The 26,528-nt window shown below is 56.4% G+C and carries 25 protein-coding genes; 10 read left to right on the forward strand and 15 right to left on the reverse strand.

What is annotated here, in order from left to right:
* Positions 1 to 49: 49 nt before the first annotated feature.
* Positions 50 to 679 (reverse strand): 23S rRNA (uridine(2552)-2'-O)-methyltransferase RlmE, encoded by a 630-nt coding sequence (rlmE, locus tag GRH90_RS01270; protein ID WP_162364079.1) that lies wholly within the window; start codon positions 677 to 679, stop codon positions 50 to 52.
* Between the two features lie 146 nt (positions 680 to 825).
* Between rlmE and yhbY the strand changes: the two genes are divergently transcribed.
* On the forward strand, positions 826 to 1,119 hold the full coding sequence (gene yhbY / locus GRH90_RS01275; protein WP_162364080.1) for a ribosome assembly RNA-binding protein YhbY: 294 nt from the start codon (positions 826 to 828) through the stop codon (positions 1,117 to 1,119).
* A gap of 107 nt (positions 1,120 to 1,226) precedes the next feature.
* Here the strand turns inward: yhbY and greA are convergent, their stop codons facing one another.
* The gene (gene greA, locus GRH90_RS01280) at positions 1,227 to 1,703 is read right to left on the reverse strand and encodes a transcription elongation factor GreA (protein ID WP_162364081.1); all 477 of its coding nucleotides are present in this window, start codon (positions 1,701 to 1,703) and stop codon (positions 1,227 to 1,229) included.
* A gap of 255 nt (positions 1,704 to 1,958) precedes the next feature.
* Between greA and dacB the strand changes: the two genes are divergently transcribed.
* The gene (gene dacB, locus GRH90_RS01285; RefSeq protein ID WP_162364082.1) at positions 1,959 to 3,392 is read left to right on the forward strand and encodes a serine-type D-Ala-D-Ala carboxypeptidase; all 1,434 of its coding nucleotides are present in this window, start codon (positions 1,959 to 1,961) and stop codon (positions 3,390 to 3,392) included.
* Between the two features lie 120 nt (positions 3,393 to 3,512).
* On the opposite strand, the gene cgtA is transcribed toward dacB, so the two are convergent.
* The 4 genes from cgtA to rplU form a co-directional block, all read right to left on the reverse strand.
* Positions 3,513 to 4,694 (reverse strand): Obg family GTPase CgtA, encoded by a 1,182-nt coding sequence (gene cgtA / locus GRH90_RS01290; protein WP_162364083.1) that lies wholly within the window; start codon positions 4,692 to 4,694, stop codon positions 3,513 to 3,515.
* A 16-nt stretch (positions 4,695 to 4,710) separates the two neighbouring features.
* A complete protein-coding gene (locus tag GRH90_RS01295; protein ID WP_162364270.1) occupies positions 4,711 to 5,694 on the reverse strand; it encodes a DMT family transporter in 984 nt (327 codons plus the stop codon).
* A 131-nt stretch (positions 5,695 to 5,825) separates the two neighbouring features.
* The gene (gene rpmA / locus GRH90_RS01300) at positions 5,826 to 6,086 is read right to left on the reverse strand and encodes a 50S ribosomal protein L27 (protein ID WP_162364084.1); all 261 of its coding nucleotides are present in this window, start codon (positions 6,084 to 6,086) and stop codon (positions 5,826 to 5,828) included.
* 15 nt (positions 6,087 to 6,101) lie between these two features.
* On the reverse strand, positions 6,102 to 6,413 hold the full coding sequence (rplU, locus tag GRH90_RS01305; RefSeq protein ID WP_162364085.1) for a 50S ribosomal protein L21: 312 nt from the start codon (positions 6,411 to 6,413) through the stop codon (positions 6,102 to 6,104).
* A gap of 257 nt (positions 6,414 to 6,670) precedes the next feature.
* Between rplU and ispB the strand changes: the two genes are divergently transcribed.
* Positions 6,671 to 7,642 carry an octaprenyl diphosphate synthase gene (gene ispB, locus GRH90_RS01310; RefSeq protein WP_162364086.1) on the forward strand — a complete coding sequence of 324 codons (972 nt, stop codon included), beginning with the start codon at positions 6,671 to 6,673 and terminating at the stop codon, positions 7,640 to 7,642.
* A 55-nt stretch (positions 7,643 to 7,697) separates the two neighbouring features.
* On the opposite strand, the gene GRH90_RS01315 is transcribed toward ispB, so the two are convergent.
* Complete coding sequence (locus tag GRH90_RS01315) at positions 7,698 to 8,084, reverse strand: YfeC-like transcriptional regulator (protein WP_162364087.1); 387 nt, start codon at positions 8,082 to 8,084, stop codon at positions 7,698 to 7,700.
* Between the two features lie 183 nt (positions 8,085 to 8,267).
* Here GRH90_RS01315 and GRH90_RS01320 point away from each other — a divergent pair, with 183 nt between their 5' ends.
* Positions 8,268 to 8,531, forward strand: a complete 264-nt coding sequence (locus tag GRH90_RS01320; RefSeq protein ID WP_162364088.1) for a helix-turn-helix domain-containing protein — start codon at positions 8,268 to 8,270, stop codon at positions 8,529 to 8,531.
* Positions 8,532 to 8,576: 45 nt separating this feature from the next.
* Here the strand turns inward: GRH90_RS01320 and GRH90_RS01325 are convergent, their stop codons facing one another.
* Together GRH90_RS01325 and mdh are read right to left on the reverse strand one after the other, a co-directional pair.
* Positions 8,577 to 8,954, reverse strand: a complete 378-nt coding sequence (locus GRH90_RS01325; RefSeq protein ID WP_312857162.1) for a DNA-binding protein — start codon at positions 8,952 to 8,954, stop codon at positions 8,577 to 8,579.
* A gap of 543 nt (positions 8,955 to 9,497) precedes the next feature.
* Positions 9,498 to 10,436 (reverse strand): malate dehydrogenase, encoded by a 939-nt coding sequence (gene mdh, locus GRH90_RS01330; protein WP_162364090.1) that lies wholly within the window; start codon positions 10,434 to 10,436, stop codon positions 9,498 to 9,500.
* Positions 10,437 to 10,886: 450 nt separating this feature from the next.
* Between mdh and argR the strand changes: the two genes are divergently transcribed.
* The gene (gene argR, locus GRH90_RS01335) at positions 10,887 to 11,357 is read left to right on the forward strand and encodes a transcriptional regulator ArgR (protein WP_162364091.1); all 471 of its coding nucleotides are present in this window, start codon (positions 10,887 to 10,889) and stop codon (positions 11,355 to 11,357) included.
* Positions 11,358 to 11,818: 461 nt separating this feature from the next.
* On the forward strand, positions 11,819 to 12,082 hold the full coding sequence (gene yhcN, locus GRH90_RS01340; protein ID WP_162364092.1) for a peroxide/acid stress response protein YhcN: 264 nt from the start codon (positions 11,819 to 11,821) through the stop codon (positions 12,080 to 12,082).
* 272 nt (positions 12,083 to 12,354) lie between these two features.
* Here the strand turns inward: yhcN and mpl are convergent, their stop codons facing one another.
* Complete coding sequence (mpl, locus tag GRH90_RS01345; RefSeq protein WP_162364093.1) at positions 12,355 to 13,728, reverse strand: UDP-N-acetylmuramate:L-alanyl-gamma-D-glutamyl-meso-diaminopimelate ligase; 1,374 nt, start codon at positions 13,726 to 13,728, stop codon at positions 12,355 to 12,357.
* 228 nt (positions 13,729 to 13,956) lie between these two features.
* Here mpl and fbp point away from each other — a divergent pair, with 228 nt between their 5' ends.
* Positions 13,957 to 14,964 carry a class 1 fructose-bisphosphatase gene (fbp, locus tag GRH90_RS01350; protein WP_162364094.1) on the forward strand — a complete coding sequence of 336 codons (1,008 nt, stop codon included), beginning with the start codon at positions 13,957 to 13,959 and terminating at the stop codon, positions 14,962 to 14,964.
* 161 nt (positions 14,965 to 15,125) lie between these two features.
* Here the strand turns inward: fbp and GRH90_RS01355 are convergent, their stop codons facing one another.
* Positions 15,126 to 16,727 (reverse strand): methyl-accepting chemotaxis protein, encoded by a 1,602-nt coding sequence (locus tag GRH90_RS01355; protein ID WP_162364095.1) that lies wholly within the window; start codon positions 16,725 to 16,727, stop codon positions 15,126 to 15,128.
* A 260-nt stretch (positions 16,728 to 16,987) separates the two neighbouring features.
* Between GRH90_RS01355 and ppa the strand changes: the two genes are divergently transcribed.
* Positions 16,988 to 17,515, forward strand: a complete 528-nt coding sequence (gene ppa, locus GRH90_RS01360; RefSeq protein ID WP_162364096.1) for an inorganic diphosphatase — start codon at positions 16,988 to 16,990, stop codon at positions 17,513 to 17,515.
* A gap of 64 nt (positions 17,516 to 17,579) precedes the next feature.
* Here ppa and GRH90_RS01365 read toward each other — a convergent pair whose 3' ends face one another.
* Genes GRH90_RS01365 through tamA form a run of 3 tightly spaced genes read right to left on the reverse strand, consistent with a single transcriptional unit; the run spans position 17,580 to position 23,484 of the window.
* Positions 17,580 to 17,927 (reverse strand): gamma-glutamylcyclotransferase family protein, encoded by a 348-nt coding sequence (locus tag GRH90_RS01365; protein WP_162364097.1) that lies wholly within the window; start codon positions 17,925 to 17,927, stop codon positions 17,580 to 17,582.
* Between the two features lie 2 nt (positions 17,928 to 17,929).
* The gene (gene tamB / locus GRH90_RS01370; RefSeq protein WP_162364098.1) at positions 17,930 to 21,751 is read right to left on the reverse strand and encodes an autotransporter assembly complex protein TamB; all 3,822 of its coding nucleotides are present in this window, start codon (positions 21,749 to 21,751) and stop codon (positions 17,930 to 17,932) included.
* On the reverse strand, positions 21,748 to 23,484 hold the full coding sequence (gene tamA / locus GRH90_RS01375) for an autotransporter assembly complex protein TamA (protein WP_162364099.1): 1,737 nt from the start codon (positions 23,482 to 23,484) through the stop codon (positions 21,748 to 21,750). Before tamA ends, tamB begins: the two co-directional genes overlap by 4 nt.
* 240 nt (positions 23,485 to 23,724) lie before the next feature.
* On the opposite strand from tamA, the gene msrA reads away from it, so the two are divergent.
* Together msrA and paeA are read left to right on the forward strand one after the other, a co-directional pair.
* Complete coding sequence (msrA, locus tag GRH90_RS01380) at positions 23,725 to 24,372, forward strand: peptide-methionine (S)-S-oxide reductase MsrA (RefSeq protein WP_162364100.1); 648 nt, start codon at positions 23,725 to 23,727, stop codon at positions 24,370 to 24,372.
* A gap of 234 nt (positions 24,373 to 24,606) precedes the next feature.
* Complete coding sequence (paeA, locus tag GRH90_RS01385; protein WP_162364101.1) at positions 24,607 to 25,938, forward strand: polyamine export protein PaeA; 1,332 nt, start codon at positions 24,607 to 24,609, stop codon at positions 25,936 to 25,938.
* A 151-nt stretch (positions 25,939 to 26,089) separates the two neighbouring features.
* Here paeA and GRH90_RS01390 read toward each other — a convergent pair whose 3' ends face one another.
* Positions 26,090 to 26,296, reverse strand: a complete 207-nt coding sequence (locus GRH90_RS01390) for a stringent response modulator YtfK (protein ID WP_162364102.1) — start codon at positions 26,294 to 26,296, stop codon at positions 26,090 to 26,092.
* Positions 26,297 to 26,528 lie beyond the last annotated feature (232 nt).

Raw genomic sequence — 26,528 nt, forward strand, 5'->3', positions numbered from 1 at the left:
CAAGGGATTAACCTCATATTACAACGGTGTTAACAATTAGCGTAGGGTACTATAATTTGCGCCCTGTCGCCACAATGTACACTTCCCGCGATCGTGCGCGTGAAGCGTCTGGCTTACGAATCTTTACCTTCGTAAATAGGGAGCGAATTTCCCGCAGGTATTCATCAAAACCTTCTCCCTGAAAGACTTTAACCAGAAAACTGCCGCCAGGTGCCAGCACATCCCGGCACATCTCCAAAGCCAATTCCACTAAATACATGGCCTTGGGAATATCAACGGCCGGCGTACCACTCATATTAGGGGCCATGTCGCTCATGACCACCTGCACTTTGCTTTCGCCTACTCTTTCAAGCAAGGCCTGTAACACCAGCGGATCGCGAAAGTCGCCCTGCAGGAAATCGACACCCACGATGGGATCCATGGGGAGAATATCACAAGCGATGATACGCCCTTTCTTACCAATTTGCGTGGCGACATACTGTGACCAACCGCCCGGCGCGGCGCCAAGATCCACCACCGCCATGTCCGGCTTGAACAGTTTGTCGCCCTGCTGTATTTCTTCAAGTTTAAACCAGGCACGGGAACGCAGTCCTTTTTTTTGTGCCTCGAGAACATATTTATCGCTAAAGTGTTCCTGTAGCCATCGACTCGAGCTGCCAGAACGCTTTTTGGTGGTCATCTTGTTTTCCAACTATCCTGAAAGGGTGCATTAGTGATGGGATGCGGGCACTCGTGCGCCAGATACAATCACGACCGATTTGGTGATAACCATGAGATGGCGGTAGAATGTACCGTTTTCAATCCCAACGTAAGCAAAAAAGACAAATGAATCTTAATAATAAGCAAAAACAGCACCTGAAAAGTCTGGCGCATCCGCTGAAACCGGTCGTCATGCTGGGCAATAACGGCCTGACCGAGGGCGTGCTGGCAGAAATCGAACAGGCTCTTGAGCATCACGAGCTTATCAAAGTGAAGATTGCCGCGGAAGAACGCGAAACTAAAACGCTGATTGCAGACGCCATCGTGCGCGAAACCGGCGCCGTCAACGTGCAGGCTATCGGCGGCGTCCTGGTTCTCTACCGCCCGGGCAAAGATCATAAAATCACTTTACCGCGCTAAAAACACCTTTTCTGCTGAAAAGGTGCCATGTTCCCTCATATAGGAAAAGGCCGCTTACGGCCTTTTTCCTTTCTTTACAAATCATCTCATCAAACATCATGAGTAAATTAAAGATATTCTATCTTTAAAATCTCATATTCCACGTCGCCGCCGGGCGTACGTATCAGGGCGATATCACCCAGTTCCTTGCCGACCAATCCACGCGCCATGGGCGAATTGATGGAAATGAGGTTTTGTTTAAAATCGGCTTCGTCGTCGCCGACGATACGATAGGTTTGCTCTTCTTCGTTATCCAGGTTCTGGATACTAACCGTGGCGCCGAAAATCACCCGACCGCCGGCCGACATCTTGGTCACGTCGATAACCTGGGCATTGGATAATTTCGCTTCGATTTCCTGGATACGGCCTTCGCAGAACCCTTGCTGGTCGCGGGCGGCATGGTATTCCGCATTTTCCTTCAAATCGCCGTGCGCGCGAGCCTCGGCAATGGCCTTGATAATTTCCGGGCGGCGGACGCTTTTCAAAAAATCGAGCTCTTCCCGCAGCTTATCGGCACCACGCAAAGTCATCGGAATTGGAGTCATGGCAATACCTCTAAATGAATACATCCTGCTAAAATAGTCGCCGTCCTGACGGAACTTAATGTTGTCACGGCATAGCTGCTTGCGCTACCACCTAAGCGAAAAGCAAAAAAAACCGCACCTGGCGCACTTGCCAAGTCAGTCTTGATTTGCATTTTGATACGTATTTTAACCCAGAGTTCCCGATGGGTCATCGTTTACTTTAACCCTGTTTGCACCGTAGTATGGCACCACGTTACTTTGCCGTTGCACAATATTATGCGTTTTGTACGAATACTCACAGGATTGACCGGCGTCATTATGCTGTCCGCACACGGCGCGCCGGTGGAAAATTATACGGAACTGTTACCCGACGGCGCTAACCTCGCGCTGATCGCGCAAAAAATCGGCGCAACCACGCCGGCCATTGATTATCACAGCCAGCAGATGGCATTGCCGGCCAGCACCCAGAAAGTGATCACCGCGCTGGCGGCATTGCTGCAGCTGGGTCCGGCCTATCGTTTCAGCACCACCCTGGAAAGCGACGGCGCGGTCGGCAACGGCGTACTGCGCGGCAACCTGATTGCCCGTTTCGGCGGCGACCCGACCCTGTCTCGCCAGCAGTTGCGCAATATGGTCGCCGAACTGCGCAAACAGGGCATTCGCCAGGTATCGGGCGACCTGGTGATCGACACCTCGGTCTTCGCCAGCCACGACAAAGCCCCGGGCTGGCCGTGGAACGATCTGACCCAATGTTTCAGCGCGCCGCCGGGCGCGGCCATCGTCGATCGCAACTGCTTTTCCGTTTCGCTCTATAGCGCGCCGAAAGCCGGCGACAATGCGTTTATCCGCGTGGCCGCGTATTATCCGGTACAGATGTTCAGCCAGGTGCGCACCTTGGCCAAAGGCTCTCCCGACGCGCAATACTGCGAACTGGACGTGGTGCCGGGCGAACTGAACCGCTTTACCCTGACCGGCTGCCTGCCACAGCGCGCCGAGCCTCTGCCGCTGGCCTTCGCTATCCAGGATGGCGCCAGCTATGCGGGCGCCATCCTGAAAAGTGAGTTGCAGCAGGCTGATATCGAGGTTGGCGGCACCGTGCTGCGCCAGACCACGCCGGGAACGCCCGGCAAGATCCTGGCGCAGGCCTTCTCCGCGCCGCTGCATGATTTATTGCGGGTGATGCTGAAAAAATCCGATAACATGATTGCCGATACGGTATTTCGCACCATCGGCCATGAACGTTTCAAGGTGCCGGGCACCTGGCGCGCCGGTTCGGACGCGGTACGGCAGATCCTGCGCCAGCAGGCCGGCATCGACCTGGGCAACACCATCATCGTGGATGGTTCAGGCTTATCGCGTCACGACCTGATTTCACCCGCCACCATGATGCAGGTGCTGCAATATATCGGTCAGCATGACCAAACGCTGGACTTCATCTCCATGCTGCCGCTGGCGGGGTACGATGGCACTTTGATGTACCGCGCCGGCCTGCATGAAGCGGGCGTGGACGGTAAGGTCTCGGCGAAAACCGGCTCGCTGCAGGGGGTCTACAATCTGGCGGGCTTTATTACCACCGTCAGCGGGCAGCGCATGGCCTTTGTGCAGTATCTGTCGGGATACGCGGTGCCGCCGCAGGATCAAAAGGCCCGCCGCATTCCGCTGGTGCGTTTCGAAAGCCGGTTATACAAAGATATTTATCAGAACAATTAACCACCAATAAAAAACGCCCCTCCGCAGGCGAGCGGCAGGGGCGTTATACGGCGCTGGACATCCCGCTGGATGTTCACACCACTAAACCCGTTTCATGGCCTTGAACGGCATGCCAGGGCATCAGCGGTGATAAATAAACTCCACGCCTTCTTCATCATCTTCGTCCCAGTCATCATCGTCCAGACCGTCCTCTTCAGCAACGACCTCGGTTTTTTCCAATTGTTCGCGATGATAATCATCCCACATGAATTCAACCTTGACCGGGGTTGCAGCCTCTTCGGCCGGCAGATCGTTGGGATGGTCGTTGATAAAGGCCATCACATCCCAGCACAGCGCTTTCACGCCTTGCTGGCTGGCGGCGGAAATCAGGTAGAACTGTTCCTGCCAGCCCAGCGCCGCGGCGATAGCCTTAGCCCGGCGATCCGCCTCTTCGGCATCCAGCAGGTCGATTTTATTGAATACCAGCCAGCGCGGCTTGGCCGCCAGTTTTTCACTGTAGCGCTCGAGTTCCTTGACGATAATCTTGGCGTTCTCGATCGGATCGGATTCATCGATAGGGGCAAGATCGATTAGATGCAGCAGCACCCGGCAGCGTTCAAGGTGTTTAAGAAAACGAATGCCCAGGCCGGCGCCTTCTGAGGCGCCCTCAATCAGGCCGGGGATATCGGCGATAACAAAGCTCTGCTCGTTATCCATACGCACCACGCCGAGACTCGGCACCAGGGTGGTGAACGGATAATCGGCCACCTTGGGTTTGGCGGCGGAAACCGCGCGGATAAAGGTCGATTTGCCGGCGTTGGGCAGGCCCAGCGTGCCAACATCGGCCAGCAGCAGCAGCTCCAGCTGTATTTCACGGTTTTCACCCTTGGTACCGTCGGTTTTCTGACGGGGGGCGCGGTTAATCGATGACTTAAAGCGCGCGTTGCCTAGGCCATGGAAGCCGCCTTTCGCCACCATCAGGCGCTGCTCATGGCGGGTCATGTCGCCCATGATCTCACCGGTGTCCTGATCGAGGATGCGGGTGCCGACCGGCACTTTGATGGTGATATCCTTGCCGCGCTTGCCGGTGCAGTCGCGGCTTTGGCCGTTCTGGCCGCGCTCGGCGCGAAAGGATTTCTCGAAACGGTAATCGATCAGGGTATTCAGGTTTCGGTCCGCCAACAGATAAACATCGCCGCCGTCACCGCCGTCGCCCCCGTCCGGGCCGCCGTTAGGAATATATTTTTCCCGCCGGAAACTGACGCAACCGTTGCCGCCGTCGCCCGCGGCCACCACGATGGCGGCCTCATCTACAAACTTCATGGGAACTCTCCGTAATTCATTTGCCGGGCGGCTTGATGGGCAACGCCGCCGGTCCTGTTTTTGCCCGCGCGGGCCACCAACGATGGCCCACCGCAGAAAACATCGCACCCGCCACCACCACAAACGCGCCCATATAACCGACGATATTCAGCGCCGGAGCGGCAAAATAATCCGGCCAGACGAGTGACAGCAAATCCGAAAAAAGTAAGGTGAACAGAGGCGTCAGCGTGATGATAGCGCTGACCTGCGCCGCCTGCCAGCGCGCCATGGCTTCCGCCAGCGCGCCATAACCGACCAATGTATTGATACCGCAAAAGGCCAGGCAGGCAACCTGCCAGCCGCTCAAGTGCATCACCGCCGCGGGCTTGGCCACGATGGATAACGCTATTGTACACAAAATATACAGCAAAAACAGAATCTGTTGCGATGCCAGTCGCCGCAGCAGGACTTTTTGCGCCACGCCGTAACAGACCCAGACCGCCGCCGCGCATACCCCCAGGATCACCCCCAGGGTGTAGTCGGTAAGACGCGTAAAGATTTCAATCAGGCTGGTGTTGAAAAACATCACCAGCCCGCTTATCAGCATCATTGCCCCGATGACCTGGGTAACCCGCATGCGCTCCTTGAGCACCAGCACGCTGGCGAACATCATGCCCACCGGCGAAAGCTGGCCGATAACCTGGGACGCGGTCGGGCTAAGGTATTGCAGCGAGGAGCTGAAAAAAATAAAGTTGCCCAGCAAACCCGCGGTGGCGATAACCAGCATTATCAACCAGCGCCAGCGAAAAAACGGTCTTAGCGAGGGTAGCTGGCGGCGCGGCGCCAGGATGAAGGCCAGGCCGATACCCGCCATGATGAACCGATACCAGACCACGGTATAGGGTTCCATGTCGGTAAGCACCTGCTTCATGGCAATGGGCAACGCCCCCCAGCACATCGCGGTGGTGAGCGCCAGCGCGATGCCCACCCCTGCTTGCTGTCCCGCCTGCTGATTTGTCATCATGAGTGTTTAACGCGAAACTTAATCGGAAAGAAAAAGTAAAAAGCCCCGCAAGAATTGCGGGGCTTGGCTCTGTTATCTGGACCGCGTTATCGGAGCTGCGCTATCGGAGCCAGCAAGAAACGCAAAACTTATTCAGCGGCAACGATGCTGACAAATTTACGGTTTTTCGGTCCTTTAACTTCGAACTGGATTTTACCAGTCGCCAAAGCGAACAGAGTGTGGTCTTTGCCGCAACCAACGTTGGTGCCGGGGTGGAACTTAGTTCCACGCTGGCGAACGATGATGCTGCCTGCTAAAACAGCTTCGCCGCCGAAACGTTTAACGCCCAGGCGTTTACTTTCTGAGTCACGACCGTTACGAGTCGAGCCGCCAGCCTTTTTGTGTGCCATGAGAGTGCTCCCCTGTTAAGCGCCGATACCGGTAATTTTCACGTCAGTAAACCACTGACGATGGCCTTGTTGCTTACGATAGTGCTTACGGCGACGAAATTTAACAATCGTCACTTTATCGCCACGACCATGGGCAACTACTTCAGCTTGAATCTTTCCGCCATTGACGAAAGGAACGCCGATCTGAATGTCATCACCGTTGGCAATCATCATCACCTGGTCAAATTCAACAGTTTCACCCGTTGCAATGTCCAGCTTTTCAAGCCGAACAGTCTGACCTTCGCTGACCCGGTGTTGTTTACCACCACTTTGGAAAACCGCGTACATAAAAAACTCCGCTTTCCGCGCACTCAACTTATATTCGTCCACAGTGCGCTATAAATATTCACAATAGGGCGCGAATTCTACGCAAAAAAGCGTCCTATGACAAGTGCAGAATACATACAGGACGCGAAAAAAGCGTAGTTTCTTCACCGGCATTTATCTCTGGCTTTTTTCAAGTACAATCAGTAACACAGTTTCTGCCATCTGGCCTCATGAGCAGCGTTACTATCTAACGGTTAAAATAAAGCCTAAAGAAAATAATGAACCTTGATCAAATCACAGTACTTACCGCGCACGATATGGCGGACGTTAACGCGATTATCCTTGAACAGCTGAACTCCGAAGTCGCGCTTATCAATCAGCTTGGTCACTACATCATCAGCGGCGGAGGCAAACGTATACGCCCGATGATTGCCGTGCTGGCGGCCAGGGCTTTGCATTACGAGGGCAATAAGCATGTTACCGTAGCGGCGCTGATTGAATTTATCCACACCGCCACCTTATTGCATGACGACGTGGTTGACGAATCCGATATGCGCCGGGGCAAGGCCACGGCCAACGCGGCGTTCGGCAACGCCGCCAGCGTCCTGGTCGGAGATTTTATCTATACCCGCGCCTTCCAGATGATGACGGGGCTGGAATCGCTGCGGGTACTGGCCCTGATGTCCGAAGCGGTTAACGTTATTGCCGAAGGCGAAGTATTGCAATTAATGAACTGCAACGATCCCGATATCAGCATCGAAAGCTATATGCGGGTGATTTACAGCAAGACGGCACGTTTGTTCGAGGCGGCGTCGCAATCCTCCGCCATCCTGGCCGGCGCCACCCCGGAGCAGGAAACCGCCCTGCGGGATTACGGTCGCTACCTGGGCACCGCGTTCCAGCTCATCGATGATTTGCTGGATTACGGCGCCGACGGCAAGACCCTGGGCAAGAACACCGGCGACGACCTGAATGAAGGTAAGCCGACCCTGCCGCTGCTGCATGCCATGCGTAACGGCAATGCGCAGCAGTCCGCGGTGATTCGCGAGGCCATTATCCAGGGCAACGGCCGCCATCTGCTGGAGTCAGTGCTGGAAACCATGCGCCAGTGCGGCTCCCTCGAGTACACCCGGCAACGCGCTGAAGCGGAAGCGGATAACGCCATCGGCTGCCTCGCCTGCCTGGAGCCGACGCCCTTTCGCCAGGCCCTGGAAAGCCTGGCGCACCTGGCGGTGCAGCGGCATTTTTAGGAAACTGGCATCACCGGTTGGTTTCTCGATCGGCGATGCCGTTTCCCATATCTTCTCATTGGCCGGGCGTTATGCCCAGGCGCGCCATAAACCCCGTAATCCCCTCGCGCAACAATAAGCTGATGACCTCGTCCCGCTCCTGCGGCTGGAATTGATGATAGATTGCCATCCACGCCCCAAGGGGATCTTTTTCCAGCTGAACGCGCGCCGGATTGACCCGGTAGTCGGCAAATGGAGTTTCCTGCATTTGACGCCTGGTGAGCTCCTGTTGGACATCCAGTGGTAAACTCTCCAGTGCAAATTCCAAGCCTTTACCCTGCACCCCTTCCATCGGACGACTGGTCCAGTTTTCACGTCGGGCGCGCGCGGTAATCCCTTGCCTCGTACCTGGAAGCTTAGCGATGCCAATGAGTTCACTGGTCTTAAACCAGGCTTTTTTCATAACTTTTGCATTCCAAAAAGGGACGTCCATAGCAAAATTTGACATTTTTGGGAAAACAGTGGAAAAGCTTTGGGAAAAAATATGCTATAAACTTTCCGGGTAATTTACGTGACATCAAGAACGGGTTACTTACATATGTTAGTTATCGCATTAATCTACCCCAAGGTACCAAGGGAATGAACTATGAACGAAAGGATAGAAGACTGGCATCCCGCCGATATCATTGCAGCGCTGCGTAAGCGCGGCACCACGCTTGCGGCCTTATCGCGAGACGCTGGATTATCTTCGTCGACCCTGGCTAACGCCATGGGTCGCCCGTGGCCGAAAGGCGAATGGCTGATAGCAGACGCCTTAGGCATCCACCCTCTGGAAATCTGGCCCAGCCGGTATATTGATCCGAAGACGAATCAAGTGGTCGACAGGAAAAGCCTGATACGCTCGCGCTAACGGGCTGAACGGACCGGTTGGCTCCTCGTTTCCGGTCTTGCACTCCTACCCCCGATCGAGTTCCGCCAGGAACTCGTCGGGATAATCCAGGCGTTTTAGCAAGTTTAAAACGCCTTCTCGCAAGATGAAGGACACCACAAAGTCGCGTTCGGCGCTGGAAAGCTGCCGATGGATTTCCAGCCAGGTTGAAGACGGCTCTTGTGCCGGCAGTTGGTACTCAGCGGCCGAGCAACGGAGCGACAGCGTTTTTCTCACCGTCTCAGGCAGGCTTTGCCAGGCGTATTCAACCGCCTTGCCGCGCGCGCCTTCACGTCGTCTTTTATGCCAGCCCTCTTCTCGTGCGCGCCGGTTCAGTCCTTGTCGCGTTTTAGGCAACCCACCGACACCGATCAGTTCATGTGTGGCTATCCATTCCTTTTTTATTGCCATCCTTTCCCTCCTTGTCTGGGAATAACTTGCGTTATCTCCAATGCGCCATGCCCATAAAACCACTCTGAATGCATGGTTTTGACGTGGCGCGGTTCCGTTATTAATTTACTATTGCAGTGTACCAATTACAGCTTGTCGTTACGTCAATTACAACACAAAAAAAGCAGTAAACGCTACAACGGATCTAAAAATGAGATCACCGTTGGTTTTTATGCCATAAACTGAAAATAAACATTATTTATCAAAATAATAATTCATTATTGCATCGATATCATTGGCTAAAAAAAGCCGTTTTTATTACAAATAATGGTTTATTACATAGACCTGTAACGGGTTTAAATTATGGCCGGACCGGCTTGGGTAAAAACACGTAACGGGAAAAGGGAACAGCGACGGGAGAAGGGAAAAACCGGGCGCGTGATACGGCAAACAAAGGTAACGCGCCTTGGCCGGCGCGGTTTCAGTCGTTACGGGGATCATCAATACCCCGATGACAGCCGGCCGTCGGTATTCAGGACGTCCGGCCGTTGCATTTATCTATTGATTGATGAATTTTTCACCGAGTTCGATATCTTTCCTCAGCACGTCCTGCATATGTTCCAATGCCTGCTGCTCGAAGGCGCTTAGGGTGCCGATGGATTGGCGCTCCTCCAGACCCTGTTTGCCCAGCAGCAACGGTTGGGCAAAGAAACGGGTATATTCGCCGTCGCCTTCCACATACGCGCACTCGACCACGCCTGCCTCGCCCTGCATGGCCCGCACCAGCGACAGGCCAAACCGGGCCGCCGCCTGTCCCATGGATAAGGTGGCCGAGCCGCCACCGGCTTTCGCTTCCACCACCTCGGTGCCGGCGTTCTGGATACGCCGGGTAAGATCGGCAATTTCCTGTTCGCTGAAGCTAACGCCTTTCACTTGCGACAGCAAAGGCAGGATAGTGACCCCTGAATGGCCGCCGACCACCCGCACTTCCACATCCTGTGGGCGCAGGCCTTTCAGTTCGGCGACAAAGGTATTGGAACGAATGATATCCAGGGTGGTAACGCCGAAGAGTTTGCGTTTGTCATAAACGCCGGCCTTCTTCAGCGCCTCGGCGGCAATAGCCACCGTGGTATTCACCGGGTTGGTGATAATGCCGATCAACGCGTCCGGACAAGCCTTGGCCACCTGGTTAATCAGGTTGCGCACAATACCGGCGTTCACATTGAACAGGTCCGCGCGATCCATGCCGGGCTTACGCGCCACGCCGGCGGAGATCAGCACGATATCCGCGCCGTGCAGGGCGGGCGTCGCATCCTCGCCGCTGAATCCCCTGATGTTGACTGCGGTGGGAATATGGCTGAGATCGACCGCCACACCGGGCGTTACGGGGGCAATGTCATAAAGAGAGAGTTCTGAACCTGAAGGAAGCTGGGTTTTGAGTAACAGGGCCAGGGCCTGTCCTATGCCACCCGCTGCACCGAGAACTGCGACTTTCATTCTAATCTCCTTATTATTATAGGAAAAATTAAATGCCGTCAAATCATCTGGTTATGATCATAGAGACATAAGCGAGTAAAAACAAATCAGCGATCGCAAATTTGAGAAATGACGCATTAACTTCCCTTTCCTATCCATCAGAGCCATCCTTATTCCCATGAAAGGCGAGTCACCGGATAATCTGCCGCTGCCGTTCAGCACCCGCGGTTATCGATCACAGTACACCGACGGGAACGGTTAAAACAACATCAAGTTCACAACATTTCCTTTACTTTTTAACTGCATTAAATATGGGACTCAGCGCATGGTTAGATTGAATAGATATTGATACGATGATTGTTTTGCCTGCCTATAATGGTCATCAAGTCGACAACGGCGCATTGTTATTGCATAAAAATTCAAATTTATGCATAATCAGCCGCACATAATCGGCAACTGGTTTGGTAAAATATGCGCAACCACTTGAAACAAGAAGAACTGGTTAAAGCTTTCAAGGCACTGCTCAAGGAAGAGAAATTCAGCTCCCAAGGAGAAATTGTTTTTGCGCTGCAAGAGCAGGGATTTGAAAATATCAATCAGTCCAAGGTATCAAGGATGCTAACTAAATTTGGCGCGGTAAGGACCCGCAACGCAAAAATGGAAATGGTGTATTGCCTGCCCGCCGAACTCGGGGTTCCCACCACCAGCAGCCCGCTGAAAAACCTGGTGCTGGATGTCGATCATAATGACGCGGTCATTGTTATCCATACCAGTCCCGGCGCTGCGCAGCTTATCGCCCGCCTGCTGGACTCGTTGGGCAAATCCGAAGGCATCCTGGGCACCATCGCCGGAGACGACACTATTTTTACCACGCCCGCCAAAGGTTTCAGCGTCAAACAGCTCTACGAGGCCATCCTTATTCTGTTCGAACAGGAACTCTAACCCGCCGGCCCGGTGCGCCATAACCAAAATACGCTATCGGCACCGGCCATCATGTCCTTTTTATTGCCTGACCACGTCGGCCCCCGCCATGGATGCTGCAGCCCTGAGGGCCATAAGCCCGTCTAATATCCGTTCCGCGCGGCTACCACGGCAGTTTAAACCAGGCTGGCCCTGCGAAACAGCACGTTTGGCCAAAACCGGCCATCTGTTTGAAATTACGATTATTTAACATAAAAAGTACATTATTTGACCAGCTTTAATAGCTTTTACTTATATTATGGCAAAACTGAAGGGTAAAGTTTCATAATAAATTATGAGCAAACTATTAATACCTGCAGTTACTAGTGTATACTTGCTTCCGTGATGCAGATCACGTTTTGCATCCTCGATTTAACACGCGCAGCCCGACATCAAGCGCTACGCGTAAAGAATCAGGTATAAAGAACAATAGAGGTAAGAACATGAAAATTAAAACCGCAGTTTCCCTGATGACCGTAATGTCGGCCCTGTCGTTTGGCGCCTTCGCCGCGGATTCCATTTCGCAGGAGCAGGCCAGCGGCCTACATGCTTTCGGCACCGTAAGCGTAAGCGGTGTCGCCGGCGCGCCTTCCGATATCCATCAGGCGCTGAACCAGGCCGCCGAAGCCAAGGGCGCAACGTCATATCACATCACTGAAGCACGTGAAAACGATACCTGGCACGCCACGGCCGAACTGTATAAGTAAGCAGGCGGGCATCGAGCCGGCCGTTGAAAAGCGGCATCCGGCTCGGGACCGGGCTGGTTTGGATAAAACCGGTTTAGCCAAAAAGAAGTAAAGAAGTCAATAAAGTACCAGAGAGTGTCACTCCAGCAGTAACACCGGTAATGCCGTCGTCGCCCTCAGTTATTCCTGTGTCGCAGCAATAGCCACGGACGCGGATTGCCGGTTCCCTCTCGTCGCCTTATCCGACGAACCTTTCCCCCGCTTGCGGGGGTTTTTTTGACCTCCGGCCGGCGTCAGGCCACCAGGCCGGCTTTGGCATTGAGCTGCGCCAGCAGTTTTTCGTGTATACCGCCGAATCCGCCGTTGCTCATCACCAGGATGTAATCGCCCGGCTGCGATGTTTTTACAATCATCTCCACCAGCGTATCGACATCGGCGCTCCAGTGGGCCGGCTGTACGCAGGCCTCGGCCACCTCGCTCACCTGCCAGGGAATATGCTGGGGCTGGAATAAAAACACCTCGTCGGCGCGGCCCAGGGAAGGCGCCAGCTCGTTTTTATTCAATCCCATCTTCATGGTATTGGAGCGCGGTTCCAGTACCGCCAGGATACGCGCGGTCCCGCCGACTTTACTGCGCAGCGCGGCAAGCGTCGCCAGGATTGCCGTGGGATGATGGGCAAAATCATCGTAAAGCTTGACGCCGTTGGCGGTGCCTTTCAGCTCAAGACGGCGGCGGGCATTGATGAACGAACCCAACGCCCGACAGGCATCGGCCGGCAGGACCCCGACGTGCCGGGCGGCGGCGATGGCCATCAATGCATTATGCATATTATGTTCGCCCACCAAATCCCAGCTCACCTCGCCCACCGGCTCGCCCTGCAAAAACACCTGGAACTGGCTGGCGTCCGCCGCGCTCTTTTTCGCGCGCCAGCTGCCTTCCTCCCCGATGTATTCCTGCTCGCTCCAGCAGCCCATCGCCATCACCGGCTTAAGATGCGGATCGTTATCGGGCAGGATAATTTTGCCTTTACCCGGCACCAGCCTGACCAAATGATGGAACTGTTTCTGGATGGCCTTCAGATCGTCGAAAATATCCGCATGATCGAACTCAAGGTTATTCAGGATCAGGGTACGCGGACAGTAATGGACAAACTTGGATCTTTTATCAAAAAACGCACAGTCGTATTCATCCGCCTCCACCACAAAAAACGCGCCCTGGCCTAAACGCGCGGAAACGGTGAAATTGCCGGGCACGCCGCCTATCACGAATCCCGGTTGGTAGCCGCACTCTTCCAGGATCCAGGTCACCATACCGGCGGTGGTGGTTTTGCCGTGGGTGCCGGCGACCGCGATTACCCAGCGTTGCTGCAGTACCCGATCGTGCAGCCACTGCGGGCCGGACATATAGCGGATCCCCCGTTCCAGCACCGCTTCGACGCAAGGATTGCCGCGGCTCATCGCATTACCGATAATGACCAGCTCCGGCTCCGGCGCCAGCTGCGCCGGATCGTACCCCTGGATCAGTACAATGCCCTGATCCTGCAGCAGCGTGCTCATCGGGGGATAGACATTATCATCGGATCCGGTCACTTCATGTCCCAAAGAACGTGCCAGCATCGCCAGCCCGCCCATAAATGTGCCGCAGATCCCGAGAATGTGTATACGCATAGTTTTTCCATTTTTTAAGCACGAACTGCGGCTCATTCTACCGCTGCGGCCGACCGATATAAACGAATTTGATGATGTACTCGCATTCGTTTAAGCTAAACTGCATTACATACGCAGCGGCAAATCGGTTAGTGTAAATCGGTCGTACTCATTGATAGTACTAATTGATTGATAGTACCGCTTTTCATCCTTAGCAACATGGTCTTCTTTGGATTCAGGGAATGTGATATGAAAACGTTAGGCGAATTTATCGTAGAGAAGCAGCACGAATTTCCACATGCCACCGGTGAGCTTACCGCGTTACTCTCCGCGATAAAATTAGGGGCTAAGATCATTCACCGCGATATCAATACCGCGGGTCTGGTGGATATCCTCGGCACCAGCGGCGTATCCAATATCCAGGGCGAAGTTCAGATGAAACTCGACCTGTTTGCCAATGAAAAATTAAAAGCGGCGCTCAAGGCGCGCGGACAGGTGGCGGGCATTGCTTCCGAGGAAGAAGACGAGATCGTGATATTTGACGGCGAACGCTCCACCAGCGGCAAATATGTCGTGCTGATGGACCCGCTGGACGGCTCGTCCAACATTGATGTCAACGTATCGGTAGGCACCATTTTTTCTATCTATCGCCGGATTACGCCGGTAGGCACGCCGGTGACGATAGAGGATTTCCTCCAGCCCGGCAGCAAACAGGTCGCGGCGGGGTATGTGGTCTACGGCTCTTCCACCATGCTGGTCTACACTACCGGCTGCGGCGTCCACGCCTTTACCTACGATCCTTCCATCGGCGTGTTTTGCCTCTCGCACGAAAGCGTACGTTTCCCAGCCACCGGAAACATGTATTCCATTAACGAAGGCAACTATATCAAGTTCCCCACCGGCGTTAAAAAATACATCAAATACTGCCAGGAAATGGACGAGGCTACCCACCGCCCCTACACCTCGCGTTATATAGGCTCGCTGGTATCGGATTTCCATCGCAACCTGCTCAAGGGCGGTATCTACCTCTATCCCAGCACCGCCACGCATCCGCAGGGTAAACTGCGCCTGCTCTATGAATGCAACCCGGTGGCTTTCCTGGCAGAACAGGCCGGCGGCAAGGCCAGCGACGGCAAAAACCGCATCCTGGATATCGTGCCGGAAAAACTGCACCAGCGCTCGCCGTTCTTTGTCGGCACCGAGTCCATGGTGAATGACGCCGAGCGCTTTATGCGCGACTTCCCCGACGAACAATAACAACGCTCCATGGCGCGCCAGACCCGTTAACACTGAATCAACGGCGTGCCGATGAGGCCGAAGCCCGGGCGCCTCATGGCACGGTAGGCCATCCGCCCACCGCCCCGGCCAGCGGGCCGGCAGATGCCCATCCTGCGCAGCAAGCCTGCGCGATCGGACCATCAGGCCGCCACCGCCACGTCGTTGTCTTCAGCCGCCGCCGGCCCCTCTTCCAGCTGGAACACCGCCATACTGTTGGTCAACTGCCGGGACTGCGCCTGCAGCGAACGCGTCGCCGCGCTTGACTGTTCCACCAGCGACGCATTCTGCTGCGCCACCGCATCCATCTGCGACACCGCCAGGCAAATCTGTTCGATACCCCGGCTCTGCTCATCGGTGGCACTGGAAATCTCACGCATCAGCCTGGTCACCCGCATCACCTCCTCGGAAATCTCGTCCATGGTCTCGCCGGCGGTATGGGCCATCTCCGACCCCTCGTTAACCCGCCCCTGCGATTCCTGGATCAGCCCTTTGATCTCCTTGGCCGCCTCGGCGCTGCGATGCGCCAGATTGCGCACTTCCCCGGCCACCACCGCGAAACCCCGGCCCTGCTCGCCGGCGCGCGCCGCTTCCACCGCCGCGTTCAGCGCCAGGATATTGGTCTGGAAGGCAATACCGTCAATCACGCCGAGGATATCGGCGATTCGCCGCGAACTCGCGGTAATCGCCTGCATCTTTTCAATGACGTAGCACACCACCTCGCTGCCCTTATCCGCGGTATCGGACACCGTCTTCGCCAGCTCATGGGCCTCACGCGCGTGCTCGGCGTTCAGTTTCACCGTCTGGGTCAACTGCTCCATACTGGCCGCCGTCTGCTCAAGCGCCGCGGCGGAGGCCTCGGTACGCTGGGAAAGATGGGTATTGCCCATCGCCAGCTCGCGGGTGCCGGCATCGATTTGATCCCCCGCCAGGCGAACCTCGCTCACGGCGCCGGCCAGGGAATCCTGCATCAGCGCCAGGGCGCGGTTCAGCCGCGCCAGCTCACCGGCCCTGCTGGTATTCACCGGATGATAAAGCGAGCCGGCGGCAATATGTTCCAGGTGGACGATAGCGCCATCCAACGGACGCAGGATATAGGCCCGCACCGCCAGCCAGGCCATTACCGACAACGCCAGGGTAAGCAAACAGGCAACGAGGGTAAGGACTAATTGAACATGGGCGGCATTGGCGGCGTCATGCTGGATCTCAAGCCCGGTCCGCAGCGCAAATTGCTGGAAAGCGTCGAGCGCCTTGTCCATCTCCAGGCTAAGCGGGGTCAGCTGGGTCTCCAGCACCTGATAATAGCCGTCCACATTAGCGTTGTTCAGGGCAACGATCATAGGCTTGAGGCCCTGCTCGTTATAGCGCTGATACACCATGTTCAGCCGTTGGGCGCCCCTGGCGCCCTCGGCGGTCACCGAACCGATGGACAGGAAGGCCGCCATATCGCGATCGGCCCGCCCTGCCAGCGCCTTGACATTGGCCGTCGACGCCTGGGCTTCGTTGATAAGGCCGGTCTCATATTGCCTTACCGCCAGCGACGCCTCGGTACGCGCCCGCAGCGAAGCGTTGTAGCTCCGGCCAAGCGCGCCCAGTTCTTCGCCCTGGATCTGGGTAATGGCTTGCAGGGAGCGCGAGCTTTGCTGGATGGTACGAATGCCGATACCACCGACAATAAACAAAATAATGGTCATCACAATCAGCCAGGTCAGTAACCCAACCTTGACACTCATGGTCTTGAACATAATACCGCCCCTGCATTTTCAGATGTTGATGAATACAAATCACCCGGCAGAGGCTGTACACTCCGCCTTGCATCGGTTATCGGTGGCAAGGGCGAATACTTTACCGATTCAGCCGATATGAATTCGTTATGTGAGTGACCTCACAAGGTTGGACCGGCTGGTAAATTCGCACAGGGTTGCGCAATCAGCGGTGAACTACCGCAAATTTTGGTTATAATAGGCGTCACGCCATTATTATTGGAAAGGTTAAGGAAACTTACATGAGCTTGAATCTGGTACCGGCAGGAAAAGATCTTCCCGAGGATATTTACGTAGTGATCGAAATCCCGGCTAATGCTTCTCCTATCAAATATGAAGTTGATAAGGAAACCGGTGCGTTGTTTGTCGATCGTTTCATGTCCACCGCGATGTTCTACCCATGCAACTATGGTTACATCAACCATACCCTTTCCTTGGATGGGGATCCGGTCGATGTGTTGGTCCCTACGCCGTATCCGCTGCAGCCCGGTTCCGTGATCCGCTGCCGTCCGGTGGGCGTGCTGAAGATGACCGACGAAGCCGGCGAAGACGCCAAGCTGGTGGCGGTGCCGCATACCAAGATGACCAAAGAATACGACCATGTTAAAGATGTGGAAGATCTTTCCCCGCTGCTGCGGGCGCAGATCACCCATTTTTTTGAGCATTACAAAGACCTGGAAGCGGGCAAGTGGGTAAAGGTCGCAGGCTGGGAAAACGCTGAAGCCGCGAAAGCGGAGATTGTCGCCTCCTTCGAACGCGCGAAAAAATAACGCGATCCGGGGCTGTTGAGGAAGATGCGCAAAGTTCAATTTGCGCATCTTCATGATGGGCGGATTAGGATTCCTCGGCGCGTTTGACCCAGTCGCCGCCCTTTAACTGCCGTAATCCCTCCACCGGCCGTTGATAGACATACATCCAGGCGCCGCCATAGGGCGTCGCGATCAATGCCCGTTTATACTCGCCACTTTTGGTGCGCAGGGCATCCAGCTCGGCCAGGGTCGAGGAATCAATGCGATAGACTTCACAATATACCGTTCCCACCCCGGGGACGACCGCCGGGTAATGGCCGAGATCGTATAATTCAAAACCGGATATCACGTGATCGCCCAACCATTGGCCGTTCGTCATCCAGTGGCTGTTGCCCTGATTGCGTCTCAGACTACCGTAGACAATTATTCGCATCGTTAAAACTCAAACTGATAGAGCAAGTCCAATGCCTGGTCGAGACCAGACACGGCTTCCAGATAAAGTCTAGGCATTAAACGGTAACGTAACGTTAGCGTTGCCAATGAATCAAAAATACCGACTCCATATTTCACTTGCAAGCCGGGTGCAACATAACCGCTGACCACTACCTGGGATTCGTCGCCGACGCCCTGCGTATCCAGGGTTAAATTGCTCACCCCGAAAGCTGAGCCGATTTTACCCACAAGTTGACCACTTTGCGCAACCCCCATGCCAATTAACATTGAAGTCATTGCGCTGCTGTCTGCGCCGGGGGTATTTAATCCCTGGCCCCGCAGCAGATAAGACAGCGCCTCCTGCTGCGATTTAACCGGCTCGGAGAAGACCTCCAGCCTCGGTTGATCCGCCATGCCGGTCACCCGTACGCCCGCAATCACGCTATCCGCGGTATTGTCCGGGTTACGGATGGCCTCGACGTTCAACAACGGCTGATCCGGCGGGCCGGCAAACATCAGCTGCCCGCGCCTGACGATCAAATCCTGCCCATAGGCCCGAAAACGACCGTATGGAATATTGATTTGGCCGTTCAGGCCCAGGCCCTGCTTATCCTGCACCATTTTCAGATCGCCCTCCAGCCTGGCTCTCAGGCCGAAGGCATCCAGGCGGACATCGCTGCCGACATGGATAATCAGGTTACTGTTGATTACGGTCGCCACTTTTGCCGGTTCCACCGGCTGCAGCCGATTGTCGAGGATCACTTCGTCGGGCGAAACGCCCACCGCGCTGGGCGGTAATTCTTTCACCACAATCCGCGCCCAGGGTATATCGACCCTGCCGTTAAGGGTAAACACCTGCGGCGCCGCCTCCAGCACGATATCGGGTGAAACATCCATGCGCACCATGGGCGGCACGGTAATCCGCACCCGGGCGCCCTGGGCGGCGATGCGGGCGCGCCAGGCGTTAATCTGGCTCCAGTCGGCATTACCACCGAGGTTGATCTGGCCATGGGTGGTTTGGATCACCCCTTGCAGCGTCGAACTGGCGCCGTTAAACGCCATCGCCAAACGGCTCTCGCCCATGACGAACGGCATCCGGTTACCGCGCATCAGTACCTTGTCCAGCGCTAATTGTCCAAACAGCTGCGGCTGGGCGACGCTGCCGCCGACGCGCAGGCTGGCGTTGAGGATGCCGGCGACGCTTTCTCCCCGTGACAGGATGGGATTCACGATCGCCAGCGACAGCCGGTTAATGCTGAGGGTGCCGGAAAGCGTGCGCCTCCCCTGGGGATCGGCCACCACCACCTGGCCGTTGAACCGTCCGTTACCGGCAATGCCCATCTGCCAGTCCAGGCGCGCGCGATCGTGGTCCAGCCCGGCATTGAGGTTTAAGGTCTCGAAGGCTACCGGCAGCGCATTGCCTTGGACATTTTGTACCACTTTTACCCCCTTGCCCGCCAGGGTAATCCTGGCCTGGGGCAAGCCGCCGCCCGGTTGCCAGCTCACATCGGCCCGGCCGGTAAATATACCGCTTAACGCGGTATCCGCCGGCAGGAAGGGCTTGAGCATCGCCAGGTCGAAGCGGTTAAGCGCCACGCCGGCCTGGCCGCTGGCGCCGGCCTCGATGGTGGTGGGCACGCAAAGCTGGGCGTTGGGGTTCTGCCAGCAATGGGGGCCGATGGCAATACGTTGCGCGCTGTGCTGGTAATCCAGCGACATGTCGCGGGTAAGCCGCCATTCGCCGACCGGGCTGCCGAAGCGCGTCTGGGCCAGGGCGCCGCGCCAGCGCTGGGTCTGCCGGTCATAGCCGCCGTTCAGCGTTAATTGCCCCGACACCGGCTCGCCTTGCACAACGAGGCGCATCTGGTGCCGGCGCTCGTCGCCGGTCGCCGCCAGGGTCAGCTGGCGCACCACCAGGCTATCCTGCCGGAGCTGGTCGAGACGTAAATCTAGATCGCCGCGCACGATATCGCTGGCGCGCAGATGACCGGTCAGGGCGATACGGCGGATGGTCAGCGACTGCCAGCGCAGCCCGGCGGCGGTGAGGTCCATGTTCACCTGCGGCGTTTCCCGGTCGCCGCGGACCGCCAGGGTGCCGCGGGCGGTGCCGGCAAGGCCCGGCAGGGTGCCGTTCAGGCTCGGCGCGTCAAGCACGGCGTCCAGCGCCAACTGCTGGTTTAAATCGCCTTTGACATCCAGACTGTTGCGTCCCAGCGCCAACCTGAGATCGGGGATATGCCACTGCCCGGCGGCGTTGCCGCTCAGGGATCCGCGGGCGGTGACCTGGTTTTGCCTGATATTGCCGTCCAGCGTCAATTCGGGAATGCGTAGTTGCCAGCTGCCGCCGTGTATGCTGCCCTGGGTGGAGATTTTTCCCGCAAGTCTGGCCGGCCAATCGGGCCATTGCTTGGCGGTGTTGATGCCGCTGAGCGTCAGTTCGCTCCTCCAGCTGACGGCGTCGCTCCAGTCAATCACCGCCGTCAGGTCGGTATTGCCCTCCAGCGCCGCCACGCGCAGGCGCGACAGGATAAACTGCGTGGGATTGCCTTTGCCTTCCAGGGAGAGATCCGCCGGCGGCAAGCCCTCGCCGCCGACGGCCCCGTGCATGGCGAGCGTATAATCGACCGCCTTGCCGTCGACCTTCAGGCCCAGGTCGCGCAAGCGATACTGCGGCGCCCCGGCGAGGGGCCATTGCATGCCGGGACTGTCGAAGGTGACCGCCAGCGGCAAGCCGTTTTCGGCCAGCCGGGCGGCGACATTCAGCTGCGCCTTGATCGGGCCGGAGAAATTGAGGACGGTATCGAGCCGCTCGCGCAAACTGCCTTTTATCGTCAGTTTAATGCGCTCGCCTTTTAGCGGATCGACGTTCAGCTGGGTATTGACGGTGAAGTCCAGCGGCCATTGGCCGCCCAGTTGCGCCTTGCCGCTGGCGTTAAGCAGGCCCTGGACCGCGTCGATGCGCAGCCTGGCGAGCGTAACGTCCCGATCGAGGGTCTGGACCTGCATCAGGAATCGCTTCACCTGGATATCGGTATCGCCGGTCAGCCTCAGGTCAGCGCCGCGCAGTTCCTGTACCTGGATATTGAGCGGCAAATGAATATCCGGCAAATCGGGCAACAGGGGTTTGGCGAACAACGCCGTTAAGGTTTCCGCCAGCGGCGGTTGCCGCCGCGCCGCCGCCTTTTCGGCCTCGGCGCGGGTGGCGGCGGCGCGTTTTTGTTCATCGGTTTGGACCACGGCGTCGATGGCCTGGTCGGTTATCACCGCCACGGTTTTTGGCAAGGCCACCAGCAGGCCGTTGATATCGGTAGGCGTAACGATAAGCGTATTGCCGCGAAAATCCATGCCGGTGCGGAATTGATCCAGGGCGACCACCGTATGGTCGATTTGCACCCGCAGGCCGTTGACGCTCAGATTACGCATGATCAGTGGATAAGGGGTGCTGATCGACGCATTGTCATCCGTCCCGGCCGGCGGCGCCGCCGGCGCGGAGGCCAGCGCGGCGGTGTCCACCGCCACGTCCACCTGGCTCAGGGCGAGATCGTTAACGCATAATTCACGCTGGCGAAAGCAGGACAGGTCCAGCGCAAGATGCAACCGACCGGCTTTTACCGTCATGCCCGGCAGTTGATAGCGTACGTCCCTGAGCGTCAAATCGCGCCAGCCGCCGTTTACGCTGGCGATTTCCAGTCCGGGCACCCAGCGCGTGGCGCCCTTCAGCAGCAAATGCAGGCCGCTGGTGGTACCGATCAGATAGGCCAGCGCACCGAGCAGCAGCACAAGAATGGTCAGGATGCCGAAGCTGATTTTCTTGGCAAGACTCATAGCTCTGTCCCTAATCCTATGTAGAACTGCAACCCATGTTCTTCCGGATCGCTCACGGGCGCGGCAACGTCCAGCTTGATCGGACCTACCGGCGATTGCCACCTGACCCCGACGCCGGCGCCGGTTTTCAGGTTGGTTTGCCGGAAATCATTCACCGCCTGGCCGGTATCGATAAAGGTGGCGCCCCACCATCTTCCGGTTACGTTGTATTGATACTCCAGCGAACCGGTGGCCAGCTTCGAGGCGCCGGTCAGCTTGCCGTCCTCGTCGCGGGGAGAAATGGCCCGGAACCGATAGCCACGGATGCTGCGATCGCCGCCGGCGAAAAAACGCAGCGACGGCGGCACCCGGTCGAAATTATTGGTTTCAATCCAGCCCAGGTTATAGCGCGCCACGAAACGGTGTTTTTCCGCCAGGGTGCGCACCCACACGTTCTGCGCCTGGATAATAAAGAAATCCACATCCGAGGCCCAGGTGGTGTCGGACACATCGATGGAATAGCGCTGGGAGTCGCCCCAGGTGGGCATCAGGCCGCCCCGCTGGCGTGTGCGGTTAATGGTAAAGCCCGGATAGAGCAGCATGGTGGTGTCGGTAACGTTGGCCTGGGTAAAGTGATCCAGGCTCCAGCGTAAATTGACCGAGCGTTGCCAGCCGCTGGATGCGTCCCAGAAGCGGGCCACGTTAAACGTGGTGGAATCGGATTTGGTATCGTTAAGGTCTTCACGCTTAAAACCGCTTTGCAGCACATAATATTGTTCCAGCGGGCTTTTTTGCAGCGGGATTTTATAGCTGAAATCCAGCGCCTGCTCGGGAGCGGACAGGCTCAGGGTGGTCTGCAGGCTATGGCCGCGGTCATTCAGCCAGGGCCGGTTCCAGGTGGTTCTCACCCGTGGCCCGACGTCCGAGGCAAACCCGACCCCGGTCTCGATGATGTTACGGCTGCGCGGCGTCACCACCGCGTCCAGCGGCAGGGTTTTATCGGTTTTCCCGGCGCTGAAATCAGGCGAAACCACCACCGAGTTAAACCAGTTGGTGGCGGCCAGCTGGCGGTTAAGCTCCGCCAGCGCGGTGGCGCTGTATTCGTCCCCTTCACGGATGTTGGGGATATTCCGTAAATAATCATCGCGGATTTGCGCGCCCTGAAATCGAATCTTGCCGAACCGGTAACGCTGGCCGCTATCAAAGATCACATCCCAGAACGCTTCATGGCGATCCGGCGACACGCCGAGCTGCCGCCTGGGGAACTCGGCGTCAAAATAGCCATTGCGCACCGCCAGTCCGGTCATGCCGTTGATAAAGCTGGTGTAATCGCCATGATTGAGCACGCTGCCGATGGCCGGCCGGCTGCGTTGCACCAGCCTCTGGTAGTCGCGGTCCGTTCTCGCGTCGCCGCGCAAACTGATATTCACCCCGGCAATTTTCACCGGCTCGCCGGGTTTGACCTTGGCCAACAGCACGGGCCGTCCGCCGTTGACCGCCGGTCGGAACTCAAAATCAATTTGCGCGGAGTAATAGCCGAGGGCGCGCAGCCCCTCGCGCACCACACCGTCGACACGCGCCTGAAAACGCGCGTCGGCGGTAACCTCATCCGCGCCGATGGTGGATAGGCGCGCCCGGACATTACGTTGCAACTCCCCCTCAAGCCCCTCCACCTGCAAGCGCACGTTGGCGGCATAGGACCAGGGGGTAGCCAGCAGAATGCAAAACAGGCATAAAAGGCGATTCTTCGGCACGCTGGCTCCTGGATTTTTTTACTTTCCTGCGAATGAATTCAGTACGCGCACAATCGTCGTCTTTTCTATTATTAGCGGACTATTAGCCAACCCTAGGGTTGTTTTTCGTGTTTTCACCCTAAAATAGAGTCGTAAGCTTACAGCTTAACGTAATATTGGTGTTTATTGTCTGTAAAGAAAGTGTGCATGACAACAGGGAATAGCCCATTATTTCGATAATCGTCTAACCAGGAGCCTATCGTGGCGCAGAATTTTGATAAAACCCAGCTTGTATCACAAAAGGACGCCCTGCCCGGCCGGCTGACGCCGATGCCGGTGGCGACCACGCATGTGGTCAACGGCCATTCCATGACCCATGTGCCCGACCCTATGGAAGTGGCGCTGTTTGCCATGGGATGCTATTGGGGCGTGGAGCGCTTGTTCTGGCAGGTGCCGGGGGTATATAGCACCGCGGCCGGATTTGCCGGCGGCTACACGCCCAACCCTACCTATCGCGAAGTCTGTACCGGCCAGACCGGGCATGCCGAAGCGGTGCGGGTGGTGTTCGACCCGGCGGTGATCGGCTATCGCGAACTGCTGCAGTATTTCTGGGAAAACCACGACCCGGCGCAGGGCATGCGCCAGGGCGGGGATATCGGTTCCCAATACCGCTCCGCGATTTTTGTGCTGACGCCGGAGCAGGAAAGCGAAGCGCTGGCCAGCAAGCAGCGTTTCCAGCAGGCAATGGCGCAGGCCGGCGATCGGCGCGCCATCACCACCGACATCGAGCCGGCCACGCCGTTCTATTATGCCGAAGACGAGCATCAGCAATACCTGGATAAAAATCCGCAGGGATACTGCAATCTCGGCGGCATCGGGGTATGCATGCCGCCGCAGGCGCAATCATGACATCCCGGTAATATCGGCTCGCCCTGCGCCACAAGCTTAATCATTAGCAGCCCCATGGGGGCTGCTGCTATACTGTGCGCACTGTCGGTCGGGCAGTTGATGCCTTAACCTATCCGCTGAAGGCCTTCATCTCCGCCGAAGGCTCCCCGTAACAGTCTGAAATATGTTATCTTTAACCAACACGTTGCCCCCAAAGGCGCGCTGGCATAACTGTCAGCCCGAAGTGGTCGAATTATGCTAAACAGTATCCTGCTTATCCTGCTATTAATCGCGGTAAGCGCTTTTTTTTCCGTCTCGGAAATCTCCCTCGCCGCCTCGCGCAAGATAAAACTCAAGCTAATGGCGGACGAAGGCAATATCAATGCCAGACGCGTGCTTAAACTTCAGGAAACGCCCGGCATCTTTTTTACCGTCATACAAATCGGCCTGAACGCGGTGGCCATCCTCGGCGGTATCGTGGGCGACGCGGCGTTCTCGCCTTCGTTCGCCTCCATTCTTATCCGTTTTATGTCGCCGGAACTGGCCGATCAAATCAGTTTCATCTGTTCTTTTACCCTGGTCACCAGCCTGTTTATCCTGTTCGCCGATTTAACCCCGAAACGCATCGGTATGATTTCACCGGAGGCTTGCGCCATCCGGATTATCAACCCGATGCGCTTCTGCCTGATGGTGTTTCGTCCCCTGGTATGGTTGTTTAACGGCCTGGCAAACGTGATTTTCCGCATGCTGAAGCTGCCGATGGTGCGCAAGGACGACATTACCTCCGATGATATTTACGCGGTGGTGGAAGCCGGCGCGCTGGCGGGCGTACTGCGCAAGCAGGAGCATGAGCTGATTGAGAACGTGTTTGAGCTGGAGTCGCGCACGGTCCCCTCTTCAATGACCTCGCGCGAAAGCATCATCTATTTCGATTTAACCGAAACCGAAGCCAGTATAAAAGAAAAAATCTCAACGCATCCTCACTCAAAGTTCCTGGTATGCGACGCCAATATCGATCATATCGTCGGTTATGTGGATTCCAAGGATTTGCTCAACCGGGTGCTGGGCAACCAGAGCCTGGCGTTGAACAGCGGCGTCCAGATCAGATCGGCGCTGATCGTGCCCGATACCCTGACCCTGTCGGAGGCGTTGGAAAGCTTTAAAACCGCCGGCGAGGACTTTGCGGTCATCCTTAACGAATATGCGCTGGTGGTGGGCATTATCACCCTGAACGACGTGATGACCACCCTGATGGGCGATCTGGTGGGCCAGGGACTGGAAGAACAGATTGTCACCCGTGACGAAAACTCCTGGCTTATCGAGGGCGGCACGCCGATCGACGATGTGATGCGGGTGCTGCATATTGATGAGTTCCCGCAGGCGGGCAATTACGAAACCATCGGCGGTTTCATGATGTTCATGCTGCGCAAGATACCCAAGCGCACGGATTTTGTGCGTTACGGCGGGTATAAATTCGAAGTGGTGGATATCGACAGCTATAAAATTGATCAGCTGCTGGTGACCCGCATTGAGGAGAAATCCACGCTGATACTGGCCAAGACGCCTGATTCGTCGCACGTGGCCTAACCGGACACGCCGCCCGATCGGTTTTTTCTGTCGCCTCGCCGCCAGGCGCGATTATCTTCCGGCAATGCCCTGGTCCGCCGCCGCCGGTAAGATAGCTGATTATCGATTCACCGGCGGTGCCGGTAGGATTTTATCGCGGGGACTCGGCGGGTCAGCCCATATCGGACTGTAGGCGCATCACCTGCCGGTTTACTTCCGACATGACATGGAAATGTTGCTTATCGCGGACCTTGGGCAACAGGATCTTGCCTTTATCGAATTCAAACGCGCCGAAGCCTTTGATATAGATACGGCCGCGGAACAGGGTCTTGACGTAGGTTGCTACCTTTATAGCGTTATAGCGATGGAAGATTCTCATTTTTTTACTTTACTCCCGTGATTAATCTCATCCCGCCGTTGCGTATTGACCATCGGCGGGGGAACCAACACTAGCACTTTATAAGAGTGATCATATGTGCGTAAGTTCACGCTATTACAGGACACTGAGCTGCTTTTACACAATTTGACAGAGCGCTATAAAAGCCCTATCTATTAGAGCAGTATTATTATGCTAAAAATGCTGTAACCCGGCCGCAGCGCGCGGCATGGCG

The organism is Acerihabitans arboris, from assembly GCF_010131535.1.
GTDB classification, from domain to species: domain Bacteria; phylum Pseudomonadota; class Gammaproteobacteria; order Enterobacterales; family Enterobacteriaceae; genus Acerihabitans; species Acerihabitans arboris.

Coding starts and splice junctions, on each gene's coding strand:
- GRH90_RS01320 (WP_162364088.1), top strand. CDS start 8,268: ATGAACGAAAGGATAGAAGACTGGCATCCCGCCGATATCATTGCAGCG.
- GRH90_RS01390 (WP_162364102.1), bottom strand. CDS start 26,296: ATGAGAATCTTCCATCGCTATAACGCTATAAAGGTAGCAACCTACGTC.
- ppa (WP_162364096.1), top strand. CDS start 16,988: ATGAGCTTGAATCTGGTACCGGCAGGAAAAGATCTTCCCGAGGATATT.
- rpmA (WP_162364084.1), bottom strand. CDS start 6,086: ATGGCACACAAAAAGGCTGGCGGCTCGACTCGTAACGGTCGTGACTCA.
- cgtA (WP_162364083.1), bottom strand. CDS start 4,694: ATGAAGTTTGTAGATGAGGCCGCCATCGTGGTGGCCGCGGGCGACGGC.
- mdh (WP_162364090.1), bottom strand. CDS start 10,436: ATGAAAGTCGCAGTTCTCGGTGCAGCGGGTGGCATAGGACAGGCCCTG.
- yhcN (WP_162364092.1), top strand. CDS start 11,819: ATGAAAATTAAAACCGCAGTTTCCCTGATGACCGTAATGTCGGCCCTG.
- GRH90_RS01295 (WP_162364270.1), bottom strand. CDS start 5,694: ATGACAAATCAGCAGGCGGGACAGCAAGCAGGGGTGGGCATCGCGCTG.
- ispB (WP_162364086.1), top strand. CDS start 6,671: ATGAACCTTGATCAAATCACAGTACTTACCGCGCACGATATGGCGGAC.
- paeA (WP_162364101.1), top strand. CDS start 24,607: ATGCTAAACAGTATCCTGCTTATCCTGCTATTAATCGCGGTAAGCGCT.
- dacB (WP_162364082.1), top strand. CDS start 1,959: ATGCGTTTTGTACGAATACTCACAGGATTGACCGGCGTCATTATGCTG.
- GRH90_RS01355 (WP_162364095.1), bottom strand. CDS start 16,727: ATGTTCAAGACCATGAGTGTCAAGGTTGGGTTACTGACCTGGCTGATT.
- yhbY (WP_162364080.1), top strand. CDS start 826: ATGAATCTTAATAATAAGCAAAAACAGCACCTGAAAAGTCTGGCGCAT.
- argR (WP_162364091.1), top strand. CDS start 10,887: ATGCGCAACCACTTGAAACAAGAAGAACTGGTTAAAGCTTTCAAGGCA.
- GRH90_RS01365 (WP_162364097.1), bottom strand. CDS start 17,927: ATGCGAATAATTGTCTACGGTAGTCTGAGACGCAATCAGGGCAACAGC.
- GRH90_RS01315 (WP_162364087.1), bottom strand. CDS start 8,084: ATGAAAAAAGCCTGGTTTAAGACCAGTGAACTCATTGGCATCGCTAAG.
- rlmE (WP_162364079.1), bottom strand. CDS start 679: ATGACCACCAAAAAGCGTTCTGGCAGCTCGAGTCGATGGCTACAGGAA.
- mpl (WP_162364093.1), bottom strand. CDS start 13,728: ATGCGTATACACATTCTCGGGATCTGCGGCACATTTATGGGCGGGCTG.
- rplU (WP_162364085.1), bottom strand. CDS start 6,413: ATGTACGCGGTTTTCCAAAGTGGTGGTAAACAACACCGGGTCAGCGAA.
- tamB (WP_162364098.1), bottom strand. CDS start 21,751: ATGAGTCTTGCCAAGAAAATCAGCTTCGGCATCCTGACCATTCTTGTG.
- fbp (WP_162364094.1), top strand. CDS start 13,957: ATGAAAACGTTAGGCGAATTTATCGTAGAGAAGCAGCACGAATTTCCA.
- greA (WP_162364081.1), bottom strand. CDS start 1,703: ATGACTCCAATTCCGATGACTTTGCGTGGTGCCGATAAGCTGCGGGAA.